The 17,829-nt window shown below is 32.1% G+C and carries 15 protein-coding genes and 1 other RNA gene; 8 read left to right on the top strand and 8 right to left on the bottom strand.

The genetic code is table 11. The features are described from left to right. Position 1: 1 nt before the first annotated feature. Positions 2–565, bottom strand: coding sequence for an aminodeoxychorismate/anthranilate synthase component II (locus WNY60_RS10965; protein ID WP_145002723.1), 564 nt, complete (start codon positions 563–565; stop codon positions 2–4). Then, positions 562–1,956, bottom strand: coding sequence for an anthranilate synthase component I family protein (locus tag WNY60_RS10960; protein WP_342862392.1), 1,395 nt, complete (start codon positions 1,954–1,956; stop codon positions 562–564). Before WNY60_RS10960 ends, WNY60_RS10965 begins: the two co-directional genes overlap by 4 nt. A 325-nt stretch (positions 1,957–2,281) precedes the next feature. On the opposite strand from WNY60_RS10960, the gene WNY60_RS10955 reads away from it, so the two are divergent. The 4 genes from WNY60_RS10955 to WNY60_RS10940 all read left to right on the top strand — a co-directional run bounded on the left by WNY60_RS10955 (position 2,282) and on the right by WNY60_RS10940 (position 4,270). After that, positions 2,282–2,818 carry a TlpA disulfide reductase family protein gene (locus WNY60_RS10955; protein WP_145002717.1) on the top strand — a complete coding sequence of 179 codons (537 nt, stop codon included), beginning with the start codon at positions 2,282–2,284 and terminating at the stop codon, positions 2,816–2,818. A 3-nt stretch (positions 2,819–2,821) separates the two neighbouring features. Then, a complete protein-coding gene (locus WNY60_RS10950; protein ID WP_339808387.1) occupies positions 2,822–3,442 on the top strand; it encodes a thioredoxin family protein in 621 nt (206 codons plus the stop codon). A 113-nt stretch (positions 3,443–3,555) separates the two neighbouring features. After that, positions 3,556–3,864, top strand: a complete 309-nt coding sequence (locus WNY60_RS10945; protein WP_145002711.1) for a rhodanese-like domain-containing protein — start codon at positions 3,556–3,558, stop codon at positions 3,862–3,864. A 10-nt stretch (positions 3,865–3,874) separates the two neighbouring features. Then, positions 3,875–4,270 (top strand): rhodanese-like domain-containing protein, encoded by a 396-nt coding sequence (locus tag WNY60_RS10940; protein WP_145002709.1) that lies wholly within the window; start codon positions 3,875–3,877, stop codon positions 4,268–4,270. Between the two features lie 45 nt (positions 4,271–4,315). On the opposite strand, the gene WNY60_RS10935 is transcribed toward WNY60_RS10940, so the two are convergent. The 5 genes from WNY60_RS10935 to WNY60_RS10915 all read right to left on the bottom strand — a co-directional run bounded on the left by WNY60_RS10935 (position 4,316) and on the right by WNY60_RS10915 (position 12,146). Continuing rightward, a complete protein-coding gene (locus WNY60_RS10935; protein ID WP_342862391.1) occupies positions 4,316–5,293 on the bottom strand; it encodes a type I phosphomannose isomerase catalytic subunit in 978 nt (325 codons plus the stop codon). A 1-nt stretch (position 5,294) separates the two neighbouring features. After that, complete coding sequence (locus WNY60_RS10930; protein ID WP_145002704.1) at positions 5,295–6,428, bottom strand: glycerate kinase; 1,134 nt, start codon at positions 6,426–6,428, stop codon at positions 5,295–5,297. An 8-nt stretch (positions 6,429–6,436) separates the two neighbouring features. Beyond that, positions 6,437–8,044 (bottom strand): sodium:solute symporter, encoded by a 1,608-nt coding sequence (locus WNY60_RS10925; RefSeq protein WP_339808389.1) that lies wholly within the window; start codon positions 8,042–8,044, stop codon positions 6,437–6,439. Between the two features lie 22 nt (positions 8,045–8,066). Beyond that, complete coding sequence (locus WNY60_RS10920; protein WP_342862390.1) at positions 8,067–9,377, bottom strand: trehalase family glycosidase; 1,311 nt, start codon at positions 9,375–9,377, stop codon at positions 8,067–8,069. A 102-nt stretch (positions 9,378–9,479) separates the two neighbouring features. Beyond that, positions 9,480–12,146 carry a TonB-dependent receptor gene (locus WNY60_RS10915; protein WP_339808391.1) on the bottom strand — a complete coding sequence of 889 codons (2,667 nt, stop codon included), beginning with the start codon at positions 12,144–12,146 and terminating at the stop codon, positions 9,480–9,482. A gap of 117 nt (positions 12,147–12,263) precedes the next feature. Between WNY60_RS10915 and WNY60_RS10910 the strand changes: the two genes are divergently transcribed. Further along, positions 12,264–13,286, top strand: coding sequence for a LacI family DNA-binding transcriptional regulator (locus WNY60_RS10910; protein WP_145002692.1), 1,023 nt, complete (start codon positions 12,264–12,266; stop codon positions 13,284–13,286). A gap of 35 nt (positions 13,287–13,321) precedes the next feature. Here the strand turns inward: WNY60_RS10910 and ssrA are convergent. After that, positions 13,322–13,716, bottom strand: a transfer-messenger RNA (tmRNA) gene (gene ssrA / locus WNY60_RS10905). 135 nt (positions 13,717–13,851) lie between these two features. On the opposite strand from ssrA, the gene WNY60_RS10900 reads away from it, so the two are divergent. The 3 genes from WNY60_RS10900 to WNY60_RS10890 all read left to right on the top strand — a co-directional run bounded on the left by WNY60_RS10900 (position 13,852) and on the right by WNY60_RS10890 (position 17,809). Beyond that, the gene (locus tag WNY60_RS10900) at positions 13,852–14,061 is read left to right on the top strand and encodes a DUF2945 domain-containing protein (RefSeq protein WP_342862389.1); all 210 of its coding nucleotides are present in this window, start codon (positions 13,852–13,854) and stop codon (positions 14,059–14,061) included. Positions 14,062–14,121: 60 nt separating this feature from the next. After that, positions 14,122–15,327: an NAD(P)-dependent oxidoreductase gene (locus tag WNY60_RS10895; protein WP_342862388.1), complete on the top strand. Its 1,206-nt coding sequence runs from the start codon at positions 14,122–14,124 to the stop codon at positions 15,325–15,327. Between the two features lie 64 nt (positions 15,328–15,391). Then, entirely contained in the window at positions 15,392–17,809 is a 2,418-nt protein-coding gene (locus tag WNY60_RS10890; protein ID WP_342862387.1) for a hypothetical protein, read from the top strand. The last annotated feature ends 20 nt before the right edge of the window (positions 17,810–17,829 follow it).

The raw sequence follows: 17,829 nt of genomic DNA, 5'->3' as shown, positions 1-17,829 counted from the left end.
ATTAACTCTTAATCCAGTTTTCTAAAATTTGTTTTCCGTTTGGTGTTAGTACGCTTTCTGGATGGTATTGCACACCTCTTACGTCGTAAAATTTGTGTCTTAACGACATGACTTGTCCATTTTGGTCAAAGGATGTTGCTTCTAAAACCTCAGGTAAATTAGGGTCTACAACCCACGAATGGTAACGTCCGACTTCAATAGTTTTGTTCATGTTTTTAAACAGTACCTCATCGTCAACCACAATATCTACATTTGTTGATACACCATGATATACATTGTCTAAATTAATTAAACTACCACCAAAAACTTCTCCAATAGCTTGTTGACCTAAACATACGCCTAGAATACTTTTAGTAGGTGCATAAGTTTTAATTATTGCTTTAAGTAAACCAGCTTCGTCAGGAATTCCTGGACCTGGAGAAAGTACAATTTTATCAAAAGCTTCGACTTCGTCCAAGGTTAATTTGTCATTTCTTTTTACAGTAACTTCACAATCTAAGTCTTCTAAATAGTGAACTAAGTTATAAGTAAAACTATCGTAATTATCTATTACTAAAACTCTCATATCTCTTTGGCTAATTCTATAGCATTTGTTAATGCTCCTAATTTGTTATATACTTCTTGTAACTCGCTTTCTGGGTTAGATCTAGAGACTAGACCTGCTCCAGCTTGCCAATGTAAATGATGGTTTTTACTCATAAATGTCCTAATCATAATTGCGTGATTATAATTGCCATCAAAATCCATAAAACCAATTGCTCCACCATAGAAGGCTCTGCTAGTTTTTTCATATTTTTCAATAAGTTGCATGGCTTTGTGTTTTGGAGCACCACTTAATGTTCCTGCAGGAAAGGTGTCTGCTACTACCTGCATTGTTGGTGTATTTTCGTGTACTTTTCCGGTTACCTTACTAACTAAGTGAATAACATGAGAAAAGAATTGTGCTTCCCTATAGGTTACAACTTTGACTTCGCTACCATGTCTGCTTAAATCATTTCTGGCAAGGTCAACCAACATGACATGTTCTGCATTTTCCTTATCATCTTCGGCTAGTTGTTTAGCTAGCTTTTGGTCTTCCTCATCATTTCCAGTCCTTTTAAATGTTCCGGCAATTGGATGTATTTCGGCTTGACCGTTATTAACGACTAATTGTGCTTCTGGTGAGCTTCCAAAAATCTTGAAGTCACCATAGTCAAAGTAAAATAGGTAAGGCGATGGGTTTATGCTGCGCAAGGCACGATAGACATTAAACTCATCACCTTTAAAACCTTGCGAGAATTTTTTAGATAATACTAACTGGAACACATCACCTCTAGCACAATGTTTTTTGGCCAATAGGACCTGGTCTTTATACTCGTCATCCGTTAAATTTGATTGTATATCAGAGTTTGTTGTAAACTTATAAGTCGCAAAGTTTTTAGAGCTTATTAGTTGTAAAACTTCGTCTATATTGTTTTCTGTTTCAAAACAATGTGCAAAAATATAGGCTTCGTTTTTAAAGTGGTTTATAGCAATTATATTTTGGTAAACTGCATAGTAAACGTCAGGAATCTCTAAAGAATCTGGTTTTTTAGAAATCTCTACATCTTCAAAGTGTTTAACAGCATCATAAGCTGTGTAGCCAAATATTCCGTTGTTGATAAACTTAAAATCCTCGTCCGATTTTACTTTAAAGCGTTTGGTAAACTTATGTATCATCTCGGTTACATTACGCACCTTGTTTTTCATTTCACTACCATCAGGAAATGTTTGTGTAATTGCTTTATCGTCAACTTTAATTGAGGCGATTGGGTTAAAGCATATATAAGAAAAACTATTGTCATTAGCGTGATAATCGCTACTTTCTAACAAAATACTATTAGGATATTTATCTCTAATTTTTAAATAGATACTAACAGGAGTAATGGTGTCTGCTAATATTTTTTTGTAATGTGTGTATAAACTGAATGTTTTCATTTTTATTATGCTGAATTTATTTCAGTATCTCCATTATTAGAGATATTATTAATTTTGTTTGTGTTTTCTGAAACAAGTTCAGAAATAAAAAAAAGGCTTGTCGTGAATGACAAGCCTTTTTTGTATAGTTACTTAAATAATACGTATAGCGTTAGTTCACGAAGTTTGATTTCGATTATTCCACCACCAAGTATGATTTAAAATTGTGTTCATGTTTATTATAAAGTTCAAAGATATAAATCAAAAGTTAGTTTACAAATTATTTTCCCCTTTAATTATTTGTTAAAACTGAAAAGATGAAAACAATAAATATTAAATTTACTTTATGAAACACTTATTTTTAATATTGACCTTTACTTTTTTTGCTTTTGGAAACCAGTATATTAGTATATTGAATAGTAATCAAATAAAAATAGTAGACGCACCTTATTTAAAGCAAGATTTAAAAATTGTCGATTTTGACGGTTTAGAACAATACCTTGCTGCTAAGGATAAGAGTAAAACTTATGTGATAAATTTTTGGGCGACCTGGTGTGCACCATGCGTTAAAGAATTACCTTATTTTGAACAATTAAATACAACGTATGCAGACAAAAAGGTAGAAGTTATTTTGGTGAGTTTAGATTTTCCAAAGCAGATTGAAAGTAAATTAAAACCTTTTTTATTGAAAAATAAATTAAAAAGTGAGGTTATAGTTTTAAACGATGTTGATGCTAATACATGGATACCTAAAGTAGATAAAAATTGGTCAGGAGCAATTCCTGCAACATTAATTTACAATACCCAAAAGACAGTTTTTTATGAACAATCATTTGATTATATAGCGTTAGAAACAGAATTAAAACAATTTTTAAAACAATAAATTATGAAAAAAATTTTTAAATTAACCTTAGTGTTGGTCGTTATAATAACGGTTAGTGCTTTTACAACAAAGACTAATAGTGCTGATTCAGGATATAAAATAGGTGATGTAGCAACGGATTTTGAACTTGAAAATATTGATGGTAATGTGGTGTCTTTGTCAGATTTTGAAGATGCTAAAGGATTTATAGTTGTATTTACCTGCAATACTTGTCCCTACGCAGTAGCTTATGAGGATAGAGTGCAAGGTTTAAATAAAAAGTATGCAGATGTAGGTTATCCAGTAATTGCCATTATGCCTAATAATACAACCGTTAAACCAGGAGATAATATGGAAGCTATGAAAACTAGAGCTAAGGAAAAGGGATTTACTTTTCCTTATTTGATGGATGCTGGTCAGGACATTTATCCGCAATATGGAGCAACAAAAACACCACATGTGTATGTTTTGCAAAAAGAACAAAAAGGAAATGTAGTTAAATATATTGGTGCAATTGATGATAATTATCAAGATGCAAATGCTGTAAAAACTAAGTATGTAGAAGATGCGGTTGATGCCCTATTAAATAATAAAGAAGTAAAAATTAACGAAACTAAAGCTATAGGTTGTTCTATTAAAGTTTAAAAAAAACTATCAATTATAATAAATAAAAATCCGAGATGTAACATTTCGGATTTTTTTACGTCTATATACTATATATGTGTTAATTTTGTGCTAAAATTAATTGTATAAATATTATGGCAGATTTAATTCAATCGGATTGGGTAAACCAATTAGAAAAAGACGATAACGCAGTCATCCTTGATGTAAGAACAGATGAAGAGGTTGCAGAAGGAAAAATACCTAATGCAATACATATTGACATTTATAAAGGACAGGGATTTATTTATGCTGTCGAGGAGTTAGATAAATCTAAGAATTTTTACGTGTATTGTAGATCAGGTGGAAGAAGTGCCCAAGCATGCGCAATAATGAATCAATTAGGCTTTGATACTACTTACAATCTTCTAGGAGGATTTAGTGAGTGGTCAGGACCAGTTGAATAATAAAAAAGGTATGAAAAAAATAGCATTAGTATTAAGTTTGTGTTTAGTTTTTGTTGCACTGAGTTGTGAAAAAAATGTTGAAGGTGAAATAAAGGTTGTCTCTCCAGAGGAAATGCAAACACTATTGACTCTTGATAATGTTCAGTTTATAGATGTTAGGACACCAGCGGAATACAATTCTGGATTTATTGCATCAGCACAGAATATAGATTTTATGTCGCCTACATTTGAGGATGATATTAAAACCTTAGATAGGGAAAAACCTGTGCTATTGTATTGTCAAAAAGGCGGTAGAAGTGCTAAGTGTGCCGAAAAAATGATAGACTTAGGATTTAAAAAAATATACGATATGCAAGGTGGTTTCTCTAAATGGAAACATGATGGATTACCTTATAAAAAGAATTAATTAAAAATCCCAATCTTTTCAGATTGGGTTTTTTTTTGCTAGATGTTACAAATAGACTTCAATTAGTTTAGCAGAATTTGCATGAATTGTTATTAGATTAATACAAGCAGGAATAATAATAGTTTGTCCCATTTTTAAGCTGTAATTAGTAGCGTCGTCAGGCGTGTTAATTATAACCTCTCCCAGAACACATATATAAATTATAAACGAATCTATTGCTGTAACATCCCTTGTTAACTTGGTGTTTAATTCGATTATATTAGTTTTAAAATACTCGGAATTTACCAATTGATTTGGTGTGTTTAATACCTGATTGTAATCCGTTTTATATTTTTTGTAAAAATCGTAGTTTATAGCGTCTAAAGCTAGATTGGTGTGTAGCTCTCTTTTTTGTCCTGTTTTTTTGTCAACCCTATCATAATCATAAATACGATAAGTAATATTTGAGGTTTGTTGGATTTCGGCAAGTAAAACACCTGCTCCAATAGCATGTACACGTCCAGTAGGAATATAAAAGGTGTCTCCAGATGTTACTGTTTCAATATTTAAAATATCTTTTAAGGTGTTGTTTTTAAGGTGGTTTACGTAGTCTTCTTTACTAATTTTTTGATTAAAACCTACAATTAATTCGGCTTCATTTTCAGCTTGCATTACGTACCACATTTCATTTTTACCAAATGAATTATGTCTTTTTTTAGCTAACTGATTACTAGGATGTACTTGTATGGATAAAGGTGTTTTGGCATCAATAAATTTTATTAGCAACGGAAAGTTGTTGCCAAATGTTTGATATACTTTATGTCCCAGAAAATTACCTTTAAATGTCTTAATTAAATCTTTTAGCGTATTCCCTTTTAAATTACCATTATTTACAATGGTTTGGTTATCCTCAACATCAGAAATCTCCCAAGATTCGCCTATGTTGTCTTGGGAGTAACTCTTATTTAATACCGATTTTAATTTGTTTCCTCCCCAAATACGGTAGCTAAAAACTGGATTGAAAGTTAAGGGATATAATTTCATTTTATTTAAGTTGTTTGATATGACCAATAAATTTTTTAGTCATAGTTTTAAGATGTATGTTAGTGTTTTGCATGGCATCATCTAAGTTTTTTGCTTCGTTTATTATTTGTGAAGCATAATTAATTCCCATGTTTTTTAGTGCTTTTTCGTTAATGTCAATCGCACCACAAAAGACTGCTACATTAATATTATTTTTAGTTGAGGTATCTAAAACACCTTGAATAGTTTTTCCGGATAACGTTTGATTATCCAATTTGCCTTCTCCAGTAATAATCCAGTCTGCATTTGAAATTTGATTATCAAAATTTGATAACTGTTTAATTAATTTATTTCCGCTTTCAAGCGTTCCGTTTAAAAATATTTTAGAAGCTATTCCCATGCCTCCTGCAGCTCCAGAACCAGGTATTGACTGTGGATCTATTTTAAAGATTTGACTGATTAATTTTGAAAAATCTTTAAGTCCTTTATTAAGTAATAAAATATCTTGATGATTAGCTCCTTTTTGGGCAGCATAAACGTAAGCAGCACCTTTTTTACCATATAATGGATTAGTAACGTCACAAGCTATTTTAAAATCTGTTGAAAAAATTTGTGGATTTGCTTGACTAACGTCAATGGATTTTATAGATGACAGGTTTTTGCCAATAGGGTTTACTATTTCACCTTTTTTATCCAAAAAACGGTATCCTAATGCAGTTGCCATGCCAATACCACAATCGTTTGTAGCACTTCCACCAATACCAAGTATTATTTTTTTTGCACCTTTGTTTAAAGCGTCCAAAATAAGCTGGCCGGTTCCAAATGTTGAAGTTATTTTACAGTCTAATTGCTCTGGTTTTAAAAGCTTTAAACCTGAGGCTTCTGCCATTTCTATAAATGCAGTTTCATATTTTGGTGCATAAATATAGCTGGCCTCAATTGCTGTAAATAAAGGGTTACACACTGTAGTCTTGATAGTTTCTCCATCTAAATAATGTTTGACAATGTCAATGGTACCATCACCACCATCTGCTAATGGTAGTTTTACGATATTGGCATAAGGCAACTCTTTTTTAAGCTGTTTTTCAACGATATTACAAAACTCTAAACTGGTTAGTGAATTTTTAAACTTATCTGGAGCAATTACTATTTTCATGTTAACTTTTAATTTAAAATTTCACTAATAAAAATTGCAAACAGCACAATTAAAACAAAGTATGATAATAGTATAATGACTTCTTTTTTACCTGCTTTATAGACTTCAATATCTAAACCTGGTTTGGTTTCTTTTTTAATAACATAGCTTACAATTAAGGCTATTATAACAGTCACTAAACAACCTATTGCATTCCACCAAAACCAAAATATACTTGGTACATATAGCCATAAATACATATTAAATAACACACCTATAACGATACCAATATTAGCACCTAAAGCGTGGGTTTTTTTAGTTAGAATAGCTAATATAAAAGCAGCTAAAATGGGACCATAAAAAATAGAACTTATTTTGTTAATAACCTCAATAACAGTTCCTTCTATACTTCCGGCGAAAAACGCAAAAAACAAACATACTAATCCCCAGAATACAGATAATAAACGTGAGTATTGTACGTATTTTTTGTCTGGCATATCAGGATTAAATCGTTTTATAAAGTCTTCTAAGGTTACTGCAGATAATGAATTTACTGTGCTGCTTAAAGAGGACATTGCAGCAGACATTATTGCAACTATTAAAATACCGATTACACCATTTGGTAAGTATTTAATTATAAAAACAGGTACCATTAAGTCGGCTTTTTTACCTTCTAAACTTGTAATATTGGATTGGTAAACTGTATTTAATAACTCTTGAAAACTAGCGTCTTGTAATAATAATGTTCCTAAAATTAATCCCATTATACAATAGGTTAATGTAATTGGGAATCTAAACAATCCATTAGCTAGTAATAATTTTTTTATGGTAGGTAATCCTTTTGCAGATAGTAGTCTTTGTGATTGTGTTTGATCTGTACCATAATAGGAAGCATACAAAAAGAAACCTCCAATTACCATTGGCCAAAAACCAAATTCGTCATTTTTATCGGCATTATTAAATCCCCATTTAGAAAAATCTACTGCAGTTAATCTGTCTTTATCAACAAGATTTATAAAATTATCATAACCACCTAGCTCGCTTAAACCATAAAATAAGCAAATAATTATACCAAAAAAGAGAATACACATTTGTATGACGTCTCCCCAAATTACAGCCTTCATTCCACCTTGAAAGGAGTATACCATAGTTATAACACCAATAATTAATATCGAAATCCAAAACTCTATACCAATGGTAGCTTGTAAAATAAGTGCCATAGTATATACCATAACACCTGTTGCTACAGAGCGACTAATTTGAAAAACAAAACTAATAAGTAGCCTTGAAGAGGCATCAAAACGACGCTCTAGATATTCATAAACACTAACAATACCAGAATTATATAAGGTAGGTATTATGGCAATTAGTAAAAACGCCATAGCTAAAGGTACACCAAACTCATAGGTTAACCATTGCAATCCACCACCTTCTTTTAAACCAACAAATGCTGGTGCAGATATAAAGCTAATAGCCGATAATTGGGTTGCCATAGTTGATAAACTTAACGGGAACCATCCCATTGATTGACCACCAAGGAAGTAATCTTTAGAGTTTTTATTTTCTTTAAAGAAATACCCTATCCCTAAAAATCCGATTAAATATAATATGATGATGATGTAGTCTATATAATTCATGTGGTTAAAGCTAGTGGGTTATTTATTCATTTAATAAATCTATAAATAATGCAGCACTCCATGAAAAATTATGACCTCCATAACCTGCGTTACCATTTTTATGTTCTTGTTTTCTAGAATCAAAATACTCGTAAAACCCATTGTTATCAATAATCTCAATGGTATCCTGTTTCATTCTTTTGGCGATGTCATAAAAACCATATTGTTTTAACCCATAATATAACATCCAATTTAAATTCACCCAAACTGGACCTCTCCAATATTTTTTAGGATTAAATCTATCACTAGTTGGATCAAATGATGCACACAGATATTGATCTGGGTTACCAAATTTTTCCATCATTATATCTACCATTTTTTCTGCTCTAGTCTCACTTGGTAGATTAGCAAAAAGTGGTGCAAAAGAAGAGGAAGATATGTGTTTTAATAATTTTTCGTTTCTTAAATCGTAATGTACATAAACACCTAGTTCTTCATCATAGAGTTTATTATTAAATGATTTAGTCCCTTTGTCTTGCCATTTTTGAAGTTGGTGTATCTTATCGTTATTGTTTTTATTTCCTATAATACGATATAAATCTATTAGACTTTGATTAGATTTTAAAAGTACTGCGTTAAATAATGGATCTTGAACTAAAAAGGGAGAAAGCTCTGCTATTTTTTGATCATTGTAATTGTTTTGTTTGGCAATTTCAATAATGTGTAAATAATGATCGTATTCTCTTTTAGAAGGTCTTTGTGCAGCATCAACATGTGTTGTGTCACGTCTTTCAAAAGTATATTCAGGAGGATTCATAGTGTCCCAAATATCATCCCAAATAGGAGAGTTGTCTGTACCTGATTCCCAGTTATGGTATATGTAAACTAAACCTTCATCTTGAGGATCACGTTGGTTGTAAAAATATTCGTGATTTTTATACACTTTATCAATTACGGACTCTATAAATTTTAAAGTAGCGTCTCTATCCTTGCTAATACGGTATAAATCTTCTAAAACAAAACCAGTAACAGGAGGTTGTGTCATACCTGTAGATTTATATTTTTTGGAAGATTCTGGATGTAAATCTGAACGATGAAAATCAGGTCCAGGAAAATAGGTGTCAGTTTCGGTATGAAAAATAATATGAGGAATAAAACCATTACTCCATTGTGCATCAAGCAGTGTTTCTATTTCTTTTTCGGCTTTAGGCATGTCAAAATGAGCGAAACCAATTGCGATTAATCCTGAATCCCAGAACCATTGAAAAGGGTAAAGCTTTGCGCATGGAATGCTAAATTTATCTTTCCAGTTATTGTTTAATACTGTAATAGCGTTGTTTTGTAAATCCTTCATACACATTAAAGATTGTAAGTTTTTTTGATTTTAAAAAAATAACCCATCACTTTACTTAGCATAAAAAATGATGAGTTATATGACTAATTAAATTATTATAAATTAAAAATTGAATGTTGCTGTTAAGAACATACGTCTAGGTAAGATTGGTCGTCCAACAAAAAACTCGCCATCTCCAGATTGACCAGCAATACCAGCTCTTGGGTTTCCTTCTGTAATACCAGAACTATCAAATAAGTTAAATACAGATAATCCAAAACGTAAGGACGTATCTTCGTTAGTTTGTATTGTATAACCAGCACCTAATCTTGCAATTGTAATAGCATCTAACTCTACGTTATTAGTGTCGTCAGTAAACTTTTTTCCTGTGTGGTTAACAGCAAAGCTTGCATCAAAAACTTTGTTATCGTAGTTAAGACCTAAGTTTCCTAAAAGGTTTGGTTGTCTTGCAATTTCATTACCTTCATTAATAGTACTTGTTGTACCATTGACTAAATCTTCAGTTTGATTAGTTGTAATTTCATGATCTTGGTATGTTAGCGTCCCAGAAACATTTAAATGCTCTGTAAATTTATATCTTCCAGTTGCTTCAAGACCTAATGTTTGTGTTGATTGCTCACTTCTAGCTTGATCGACTAATTGACCTCCAGAAATTGCTTGATCTATACGTATACGGTCGCTTAACCCAACATAGTATGCAGCCACAGAACCAGAAAATTTATCTGTTCCAAATTTGGCTCCCATTTCACCTTGTAAAATCGTTTCAGCCTCATAATTGGTATCTCTTATTCCTGGAGTTGGTCCAAAACCACGTTGTTGCGGAAAAAAGTATCCTTTTGAGAAGTTAGCATATAAATTTGTGGCATCAGTTAGTTTGTATAAACCTGCTAATGATAATGCCCAATCTGTATCTTTAATTTCGCCAGTTGTAAAAGTACCATCAGCAAATTGAACATTTTGTAAGTTGGTTGTTAAGTCAGCGTCTTCATACACTTGAGTGGTTTCTAATCCTCCTTTTCTAAAGGTACCAGTTGTAGACTCTATACGGAATCCAACATCAAAACGCCATCTGTCAAAAACCATTTCATCTGTAAGATAAAAAGCAGTTCTACTTTGCGTTAGGTAATTATTGGCTGTCATACCAATCCTGTTGTATAAACCACCTTCAGAATAAATTACATTATTACCTCCAGCGTCAGTGTAGCTTAAGTTAACTAATTGCGGATTATTATTAAATTCTGAAAGGACTCTATATTGATAGTTAACATCTTCAGCTTCTGTTCTGGCTAAGAATGTTCCGGCAGTATAGGTGTGTATTCCATCATCAGAATTTAATATAAAGCTAGCCTCTCCAGAATAATCTGTCATTGGTCTTAACCTATCTACGTGTAGATTTTCTACCACTAAATCGTTACCGTTAATTTGGTTACCAGCACCACCTTGATATGTTGCGCTAAATGCTGTATTATCTGGTGCAATAGCAGCTACATAATCATTAATAGTAATTGGATTACCATAATCACCACTACCACCTACATATAATGCAAAATTATGTTGGTAGTTGGCATATTTTACTTTTGATTTAAATTTTAGATTGTCATTTAGGTTATAGTTAAAATCTGCTAAAAGGTAACCACCTTTTGTGTAGACACCATCTTCAATAGGACTTTCATATACACCTCCTGGAGTTAAAAATGAAGTGTTTGCCAGTTCACCAGACAATAGTTGGCTTACTTCTTCACCATCGTTACCATTTAAACGTTCTCTTGACGCTCCATCTAATGGTAATGGTAAGTAAAATTGAGCTCTATCATTAATATATTGTCCATGTACTGTAAAGGATCCGTTTTCAAATTTTTGTTTGATATTACCTCTAAACTGCACTCCTTTTGTGGTTAAACCAGTTTCAATTGGACCATCATCTTTTCTAACAAAACCTGTAAAAGCGTAATAAGTGTTAGAATCTTCGCTACCTAATTGTCCACCAGTATAAAAGTCAGTTTTTAATCTACCGTCATTTCCCCATTCTACATTAATTAAATTTTCGTCATTAGAATCTCCAGTTTTACTTGTATAGTTAATTATACCAGCAACCGATCCAGCACCATAAAGTACAGCAGATCCACCTCTAACAAATTCGACACCTTTAAAACCAACATCAGGTCTAGCGTAAACATCATGTGCAGATGAGTTTAATCCAAACGTGCTCATAAGTGGCATACCATCGTATTGTAAAGGGTTAAAGACATATTGTCCACCAGAAGGTAAACCTCTAACAAATAGGTTGGTTGCAGTTTCTCCACCACCACCTTCAGCAGTAATACCAGGTACATCTCTTAAAATATCTGCTTGACTGTTAGCCGATAGTCTAGTAATTTCTTTAATGCCTTTACTACTAATGGATAAAGGCGCTTGTTTTTGTGATCTAAAAGTAGAAGAGGCTGTAAGAACAATTTCATCTAAATTATTACCTTCTTGTAAGATAATATCAAGTGTTAATGGCGTACCGTTTAAATCTACTTTTTTAATCAAAGTAGTATAGCCAATGTAAGATACTTGTAACTCCTTAGACCCTGTAAGTTCAGGTACCGTAAAACTAAAATTTCCGTCAAAATCTGTAGAAGCTCCAACGTTTGAGTTAATAATTAAAATGTTAGCGTTTGGAATTGGTAATCCAGCTTTGTCTTTTACAGTTCCGGATATTTCTGTTTGTGCAAACATTGAAAAACAACAAAATAATAATAATAGTGTGGTGGTTAGTTTTTTCATTTTATTAAGAATTAGTTAATGTTAGGCTAATATAATTACGAATTAAGCATTGTTGTGTGCTAAAAAGTACGATATTTGTATGCAAACGTTTGCGAAAACGTTTGAAATTTTATTTTTATGAAGAAAGAAGTTACCACTTTAAAAAAATTAGCTCAGACTTTAGAATTATCAATATCAACAGTTTCTAGAGCATTAAATGATCATCCAGACATTAGCGTGCAAACTAAAGAGAAGGTAAAGGCATTAGCATTAAAATTAAATTACGTACCAAACATTTTTGCCAAAGGTTTTAGAAATCATAGATCTAACATTATTGGTGTTATCGTACCCAATATAACACATTACTTTACTACGACTATTGTTAGAGGTATTATGGAAGAGGCAGAAAGTAAAGGATTTAGGGTAATTATATCAGAATCTAACAATGATGTAGAAAAGCAAAAAGAGATGTTTAATACCATGATACAATTTGGTGTGGATGGTATATTAGCTTCACTAACCAAGCGTACTAGAGAAGTTGATCACATATTAGCAACGTTAAATACAATTCCAATTGTTTTATTTGATAAGGTTTCAAATAAAATTCCATGCACCCAAATTACAATTAATGATGAGGAAGCAGCCTATAATATAGTTGAACATTTAATTAATATTGGAAAAAAGCGAATAGCTATAATTAAGGAAGGTGAATATTCCTATAATTCGGAAAAAAGGTATTCGGGTTATTTAAAAGCTTTGAAGGATAATAACCTTGAGCTAGATCCCAAAATGGTTATTAGTGTCGAGGATATATCAATGAAAGAGGGAAAAAGAATGACCAATATATTATTGAGTTCAAAAGTACGACCTGATGCTATTTTCGCGATTACAGATGGTGCAGCAATAGGCGTAATACAAACACTAAATAAGTTTAATGTAAAAATACCTGAAGAAATAGCAGTTGTTGGATTTAGTAATTCTGTTAACTCTATTATAATAGAACCCAAATTAACCACAGTAGATCAACCTGGAGAAAAAATAGGACGTACAGCAGTACAATATCTTATAAATGAAATTAATGTGCCTGAAGATAATATTATTAGTAAGTTAGTTGAAATTAAAAGTAATATAGTAATTAGGGACTCTTCCTTTAGGTCATAAAAAAACGCCCTGAAATCAATGCTTCAGAGCGTTTAAAGTGGAGTCGGAGAGAATCGAACTCTCGTCCAAACAAGTAACCAAAAGGCTTTCTACACGTTTATTCTTTTCTTAGGTTTTCGATTAAAAGCTGGTTAAAGACAACCCACTTTTAACTTATCTTTTTTAGTTTCAACAAAGCATCAAAGCGCTACTAAGTCTATATTGACATTTTCGATGCCTCAAATGGAACGCTGTCAATCAAAGCTTTCCGGAGACATAAAGCTCGTACACCTTGTGTACCGAGGCTTAATCCTACTATAATTCGGATTAGGCAGCTAAAGCGTAGTTATTCTCGCCGATTAAAAAGTTGATCAAGTGTTTAACGAGTACAAAATCATTACTCGACGTGCTTACAATTTAATTAATCTCGATGTCAAAACCAGTCGACCCCATTTTAATAAATTGTGTTATTTATTGGATTGCAAAATTACTAAAAATTATAATGCAAAGGTTGTACCATTTAAGATTTATAATAAACTTAAGATAATATTAAGCCATATTTTTTAAATTGAAATAAAAAATAGAGATGATAAAAACAGGAACAGAAGTACAATGGGATTGGGGACACGGAACTGCTAAAGGAAAAGTAGAAGAAACCTACACTAAAAAAATAACAAAAACTATTAAAAGTACCAAAGTAACCAGAGAAGGGACTTCTGGAAACAAAGCGCTTTTTATAAAGCAATCGGATGGTGACTACGTTTTAAAAAGTGAAAACGAAGTAAAGCGTGTATAGTAAATTTGATTTGCTAAACCCTAATATTAAAGGTAATTTAGCAAGAATAAATTTAGATATATGAAATTTGCAATTATAAAAGAAGGTAAAAATCCACCAGATAGACGTGTCGTGTTTTCTCCTAATGACTTAAAAAATTTAAAAACTTCCTTTCCACAAGCAGAAGTAATGATTGAGGCTTCGGACATTCGTGTGTTTAATGATGATGAATATGAAAAAAATGGCTTTCAGATTTTTGATGACGTTTCAGATGCAGATGTGATGTTTGGTGTAAAAGAAGTGCCAATAGAAACGCTTATTCCTAATAAAAAATATTTTTTCTTCAGTCATACAATAAAAAAGCAACCCTATAATAGAGCGCTTTTAAAAGCTATCCTTGATAAAAATATTGAAATGTATGATCACGAAACTATTGTTAGACAAAATGGCGCAAGACTAATTGGTTTTGGACGTTATGCTGGTTTGGTAGGTGCTTACAACGGTTTTAGAGCTTTAGGACTTCGTGATAATTTATTTACACTACCTAAAGTAGAGCATTTAAAAGATTTAGATGAAGTAAAAAGCGAACTGGATAAAATTAAATTACCCAACATAAAAATTTTGCTTTCTGGTACTGGTAAAGTAGCTAAAGGTGCACAAGAAATTTTAGATCATCTTAAAATTAAGCAAGTCAGTGATGCTTTATACTTAACCTCTAATTTTACTGAGCCTGTTTATTGCTTAATTGATGTTATGGAATATAGTAAGCGTAAGGATGGTAAAGTGGGTAATAAAGGACAGTTTTATAAAGATCCTTCAGGTTACGAAAGCAATTTTATGCCTTATGCTAAACAAACAGACTTTTTTATAGCAGGTCACTTTTATGGTGATGGAGCTCCTTATTTATTTACAAGAGAAGATGCAAGACATCCAGATTTTAAAATTAACTTAATAGCCGATATTTCTTGCGATATTGATGGACCTGTAGCATCAACAATCCGTCCATCCACTATTGCTGACCCTTTTTATGGTTATAATGCAAAAACTGAAAAAGAAGTAGCTTATAATGATAAAGATGCAATAACTGTAATGGCAGTAGATAATTTACCTTGCGAACTACCAAAAGATGCAAGTGAAGGTTTTGGAGAGATGTTTTTAAAACATGTTATTCCTGCGTTTTTTAATAATGATGCAGATGGTATTTTAAAAAGAGCTAAAATTACCGAAAATGGTAAATTGACTAAAAGATTTAGTTATTTACAAAACTACGTAGACGGTAAAGAGTAATATCAAGTTAGGACTTTTTGGCCTTAATCTGTTATATTAATATAACCATTACAAAACTTAAAAGATGAAAAAACTAAAGTTTATAGTATCATTATTTGTTGTTTTATTAATTTTTTCTTGCGAAAAAGACAATAATATTCCGTTAAACCAACAACAAGTAGATGGTCAAGCTGGCAATCCTTTTTTAGAAAATTTTGGTGCATCTATGGATGCAAGATTTATAGGAAGGGTTATAAATGAAGAAGGTGACCCAATTATTGGAGCTAGTATTAACGTAGGTAACATGATGACCGTAACAGATGCAAACGGAGTGTTTTCAGTGGAGTCTGCAACGGTTTATGAAAAATTCGCCTATATAAAAGCGTCTAAAGTTGGTTTTATTGATGGTTCTAGATCTTTGGTGCCTACAAGTGGTGTCAACCAAGTAGACATTATGTTATTGGATGCCGATCCAAATGCTACAATTGGAGCAGGGCAACCTTTTAATATTGGCTTGCCAAACGGAACTTCTGTTAATTTTTCAGGTGATTTTGAAACTGAAAATGGTTTTGAGTATTTAGGAAATGTTCAGGTTGTTTTAAGACATTTAAATCCAGATAATGAGGCTATGGCTTTGCAAATGCCAGGAGCTTTAATAGCAGAAAATACGAGTGGTAATTTACAAGCTTTAGAAACTTATGGTATGATAGCTGTTAAGTTAATTGGAGAAAATGGTGAGGTTTTAAATATCGCAGAAGGTACCACTGCAGAATTATCTGTTCCTGTGCCTACTAATGCTACTAATCCTCCGGAAACAATACCATTATGGTATTTTGACGAAACATATGGATATTGGAAGGAAGAAGGTACAGCTGTTTTACAGGGTAATAAATACGTTGGAGAGGTATCTCATTTTAGTTTTTGGAACTGTGACATTGCTTTTGATACCGTTCAACTGTGTATTACTGTAGTGGATGATAATAACAATCCTTTGCCTAATACCATTGTACAATTGCAACGCGAATCGGTATCATGGACATCTGCAACTGCAGGGTACACTAATGCAAATGGTGAAGTTTGTGGTATTATTCCTGCTAACGAAACATTAACAGTAACCATTCCGGATTTTGGTTGTATTGATAATGATTATACTGAGATTGTTGGACCGTTTGATATAGACACTAATTTGACCATAACAGTATCAGATAGTAATGCACAAACGACTAATGTAACTGGTGTTTTTAACGATTGTTCTGGTACTCCAGCTACAAATGGTTATGTCTTTTTAAATTATAATAATTCTGTATCTATTATTCCAATAACCGACGGAATCTTGGATTTATCTATAGATTATTGTTTGACAGATACCGAGTATACCATGCAGTTTTTTGATATAACAAACAATCAATCTACAACTTTTGTAACAGGTAATTTTACAGTTCCTATCACAGATTTAGGCACGCAAATGTCTTGTACAACACTTTTGGATGCTGATGCAGATGGTGTGTTAGATTTTAATGAAGACTTAAATGCTAATGGCGATTATACTGATGACGATACAGATCAAGATGGTGTACCTGACTATTTGGATACTGATGATGATGGTGATGGTGTTGATACTATTGATGAGGATTATGATAGTGATGGAGATCCAATGAATGACGATAGTGATGGTGACTCAATACCAGATTATTTAGATAATTTAGATGTCTTAATTTACGCAACAGAGGTTTCAGGAATAGGTTGTATCCCATCATTAATTTATGATTTTGATAGTATTGTTTCAGAGGTTTATTTTGAATTAATTAATAATACCTATACTTTTTACTTAACTGAAGCTGATGCATTAGCTGATGTTAATCCATTAGCTAGTCCATTTATAGATGATGGGAATACGCAAATTATTTATGTAAAAGCGGTTAATACAATAACAAATCAATTTGATATTGCAGAAGTATACTTGTATCAGGAATATTTAGACACAGATGGTGATGGATTAACAGATTGCGAAGAGTTATCAGGTATTGATAGTGACCTTTCTATCTGTAATCCAAACGGTAATATAACAGATCCTAATGTGGCAGATAGTGATGGAGATGGTTTTGATGATTGTATTGAAGCTGCTAATGGTACAGATCCAAGTGATGACACTAGTGTGCCAACTAGTCCAAGTATAATTGTAAATGATCAAACGGTAACAGAAGGAGATATTTTGGAATATGCTTTTACTTTATCTAGTCCAGCTATCGATGATATTGTTATTAATTTTGAAATTGTTTCTAGTGAAGTAGATTTTGAAGATTATCAAATTGAAGGTATTTATGGTAATAACAATATTAATATTACCATTGAAGCAGGTAGCACAAATGGTGTATTTGCAATTGTAATTACAGATGATACAGAAGCTGAAGGGACTGAAAATTTTACTGTTGTAGGAACATTAATAAGTGGATCTGCAAGTGCGATAGGAGAAGCTACGATTTCAATTATAGATAATGATTAAAATTAATTTCATATTTAATT

The organism is Olleya sp. AS48, assembly GCF_038900355.1.
Classification (GTDB): Bacteria; Bacteroidota; Bacteroidia; order Flavobacteriales; family Flavobacteriaceae; genus Olleya.
The sequence above is the reverse complement of the archived record's forward strand: the minus strand, read 5'-3'. Positions and strand labels throughout refer to the sequence as shown.

Excerpts from the sequence above, each read along its gene's own strand:
- WNY60_RS10895 (WP_342862388.1), top strand. The coding sequence starts at position 14,122 with ATGAAATTTGCAATTATAAAAGAAGGTAAAAATCCACCAGATAGACGT.
- WNY60_RS10955 (WP_145002717.1), top strand. The coding sequence starts at position 2,282 with ATGAAACACTTATTTTTAATATTGACCTTTACTTTTTTTGCTTTTGGA.
- WNY60_RS10890 (WP_342862387.1), top strand. The coding sequence starts at position 15,392 with ATGAAAAAACTAAAGTTTATAGTATCATTATTTGTTGTTTTATTAATT.
- WNY60_RS10930 (WP_145002704.1), bottom strand. The coding sequence starts at position 6,428 with ATGAAAATAGTAATTGCTCCAGATAAGTTTAAAAATTCACTAACCAGT.
- WNY60_RS10940 (WP_145002709.1), top strand. The coding sequence starts at position 3,875 with ATGAAAAAAATAGCATTAGTATTAAGTTTGTGTTTAGTTTTTGTTGCA.
- WNY60_RS10920 (WP_342862390.1), bottom strand. The coding sequence starts at position 9,377 with ATGAAGGATTTACAAAACAACGCTATTACAGTATTAAACAATAACTGG.
- WNY60_RS10935 (WP_342862391.1), bottom strand. The coding sequence starts at position 5,293 with ATGAAATTATATCCCTTAACTTTCAATCCAGTTTTTAGCTACCGTATT.
- WNY60_RS10960 (WP_342862392.1), bottom strand. The coding sequence starts at position 1,956 with ATGAAAACATTCAGTTTATACACACATTACAAAAAAATATTAGCAGAC.
- WNY60_RS10945 (WP_145002711.1), top strand. The coding sequence starts at position 3,556 with ATGGCAGATTTAATTCAATCGGATTGGGTAAACCAATTAGAAAAAGAC.
- WNY60_RS10965 (WP_145002723.1), bottom strand. The coding sequence starts at position 565 with ATGAGAGTTTTAGTAATAGATAATTACGATAGTTTTACTTATAACTTA.
- WNY60_RS10900 (WP_342862389.1), top strand. The coding sequence starts at position 13,852 with ATGATAAAAACAGGAACAGAAGTACAATGGGATTGGGGACACGGAACT.
- WNY60_RS10910 (WP_145002692.1), top strand. The coding sequence starts at position 12,264 with ATGAAGAAAGAAGTTACCACTTTAAAAAAATTAGCTCAGACTTTAGAA.
- WNY60_RS10915 (WP_339808391.1), bottom strand. The coding sequence starts at position 12,146 with ATGAAAAAACTAACCACCACACTATTATTATTATTTTGTTGTTTTTCA.
- WNY60_RS10950 (WP_339808387.1), top strand. The coding sequence starts at position 2,822 with ATGAAAAAAATTTTTAAATTAACCTTAGTGTTGGTCGTTATAATAACG.
- WNY60_RS10925 (WP_339808389.1), bottom strand. The coding sequence starts at position 8,044 with ATGAATTATATAGACTACATCATCATCATATTATATTTAATCGGATTT.